Origin of the sequence: Escherichia sp. WS1265, assembly GCF_046487585.1 — a bacterium.
GTDB lineage: Bacteria > Pseudomonadota > Gammaproteobacteria > Enterobacterales > Enterobacteriaceae > Escherichia > Escherichia coli.
In genome coordinates, this window is sequence record NZ_JBJQJE010000061.1 from 1 (window position 1) to 2,497 (window position 2,497).

General features: G+C 41.0%; 2 protein-coding genes and 1 pseudogene. 2 read left to right on the top strand and 1 reads right to left on the bottom strand.

Annotated elements, in window-relative coordinates:
• The coding region (locus ACJHX3_RS24625) for a CDP-glycerol glycerophosphotransferase family protein (RefSeq protein WP_410236238.1) at positions 1-1,912 on the top strand (1,912 nt) is incomplete at its 5' end.
• Between the two features lie 118 nt (positions 1,913-2,030).
• Positions 2,031-2,389, top strand: a pseudogene (locus ACJHX3_RS24630) (IS3 family transposase); the annotation flags it as partial.
• A 35-nt stretch (positions 2,390-2,424) separates the two neighbouring features.
• On the opposite strand, the gene ACJHX3_RS24635 reads toward ACJHX3_RS24630, so the two are convergent.
• Positions 2,425-2,497 (bottom strand): hypothetical protein (locus ACJHX3_RS24635; protein ID WP_252966805.1); only part of this gene is annotated, 73 nt, incomplete at its 5' end.

Below are 2,497 nucleotides of genomic sequence, written 5' to 3' on the forward strand. Positions count from 1 at the left end.
GTCTGAACAACTGCAGCAGACAAAAGATGGCGTGGCCGTTGAGAAAAAAATGCTGAAAGTATTGTCTGAACAACTGCAGCAGACAAAAGATGGCGTGGCCGTTGAGAAAAAGAAAAATACTCCCCTCCTTTTTGTGCGAGGGCGACAGGCAACTTTCGATGAATTCGATAAAAAACTATTAGAAATTTTTGGGCCGTATTTCAAGGTTGTTCCAGTTAAAAATGCCCAAGATAGGAAGGCTATAATCAACTATCCTGTCAAGATCGGTGTTAGTGCAGAGGGACACAGACTTGCCCGTAAACATGAGAAAGGGGCTAGTGTTGTGCTTGAATTTAAGCTTTCGGCGAAAGCGCCTTTAGCAAAGAATGCCATTTATATTGCCGTGCCTGGTTCTGAAGTTTATAGCCATAGTTTCTGGGAGTCAGTAGAGATTCGCGACCTTGTAAAAAAATATGATTTGATTGTCACTCCTAATAATGCGTCATTTATGGAGATAAATAAGAGAATCAAAAACAAAACAAAAGTAATGGTTTGTGAATCTCCTACTAAAATTAATTCAAAAGGGTGTACAAGGCTGCTGAGGATTGTTGAGATTTTTAAGAACAACGGGCGTGAAGAGATTCTCAATTCGTTCCTGCGAGTTGGAACAAGCTATAAAGATATGACAAATTATGCAGTTCATCATTCGTATTTCTCTTTTTTTGGCATTTTACGCAGAGGTCTCTTTATAAGGAAAGGCCGCTTAGCATACACGGAGCTTGTTCGACCTAAACTTCTGTCTGGTTTTAAACAATTTTGTCAGATCTTGCCTATAGCCAACAAGACAGTTGTTTTTCGATCTTTTCAGCAGCACTACACTTGCAATCCAAAATATGTGACGGAAGCTCTGATCCGGAAGTTAAAAGAAAAAAATAAAAATGTAAAAATCATTTGGATTGCAAATAAGAAAAAAGTTAATCTTTCAGACTACCCTGATGAAGTTACTGTCATCCAACAAAACTCATTTGCCGCTTGGTATTATATGTCTAATGCTAAAGTTTTGGTGGACAACAATGTACGAGCTACGATGCCTGTAAAACGGAAGAAACAAATTTATGTTCAAACATGGCACGGTTCCCTGGGCATTAAAAAGTTTACCAATGTTTGGAGTGAATCGGTTTGTACGGCGGCGGACCGTACTACAGATCTTTTGGTTTCGAATTCCAAATTCGAGACTGAAGTTTACCGGGGCAGTGTTTGGCCGACTGCAAGAATTGAAATGTTAGGACACCCTCGCAATGATATATTTTTTGCAGATAGCGAAACAAAAGAAAATATTTGTGCTCGTGTTCGACGTGTTTTAGGGATTCCAGATGACTCTGAGATTATTCTTTACGCTCCTACTTTTAGGGATGAGCATTTGTACGGTACAGCAACGCAGAAAAATAATATCTCGATGTATCTCACACAATTCGACAAGATAATAAATCGGTTTGAAACGAGGTTTGGTAAAAAGTTTGTTGTTATAACCAGAGTTCATTTTCATTTATCTAATCGATTTAACTATTCGAATGGTTCTAAAGTTATTGATGCTGGGAGCTATCCAGATATTCAAGAGCTAATGGTTGCTTCTTTTGCGGGGATTACTGATTATTCAAGTTGGATTTACGACTTTTTGCTTCTAAGACGGCCTGGATTTATTTATGCATCCGACGTCGATTCATATCTTAGTCAACGGGAACTGTATTTTCCAATTGACTCAACGCCCTTCCCATTTTCGTCGAATGTAGAGGAGCTTTGTGATTCCATTAGCAATTTCGATGAAAACAAGTTCAATGAACTTGTAAATTTATTTATAGAAAATGCAGGGGCTATCGATGATGGGAATGCATCGGATCGAGTTGCAGACTTCATTCTTCAGAATATTAATTAAGCTTATATAAAAAGTAAAATCCCACCTCCTGATAGACTGCACCCCAAAAGTTGGACACCCAACTGATTAAGGTGCAGTTTTTTATGGCAAAGCCAAAAGGTCGGAGCAAGGACATGACAAACCTCAAAAAACACCTCCACTTACCGATGCAGAACTGGAAAAGTTATCTCCCGAAGAACTGCGGGCGGAACTCCGTTACCTTCGCGCAGAGAATGCCTATCTAAAAAAGCTGAAGGCCTTAGTTCAAAGCGAGAAAAACGGCAGAAAGCCCGGATAATCAGTGAGCTAAGGCTTAAGCATGCGCTCGGTGATCTTCTGCGTGCAGCGGGTATGTCTCGCAGTACGTGGTATCACAATATGAATGTCCTGAAGCGAGTGGACAGGCATGCCGGACTGAAAGGCAAGATCAGAGAGATTTATCACTATCACAAAGGGCGTTATGGCTACCGCAGGATCACGCTCTCACTGAGAAAACGTAAGCGTGCAGCAAGAACCGTATTGACGGGGATGTGTTATTCAGTCGGCAGTGCTACGCGCCAGGGGAGCAGTTCGCCGACCCGGTTTATCGGCCAGTCGGCTATGACG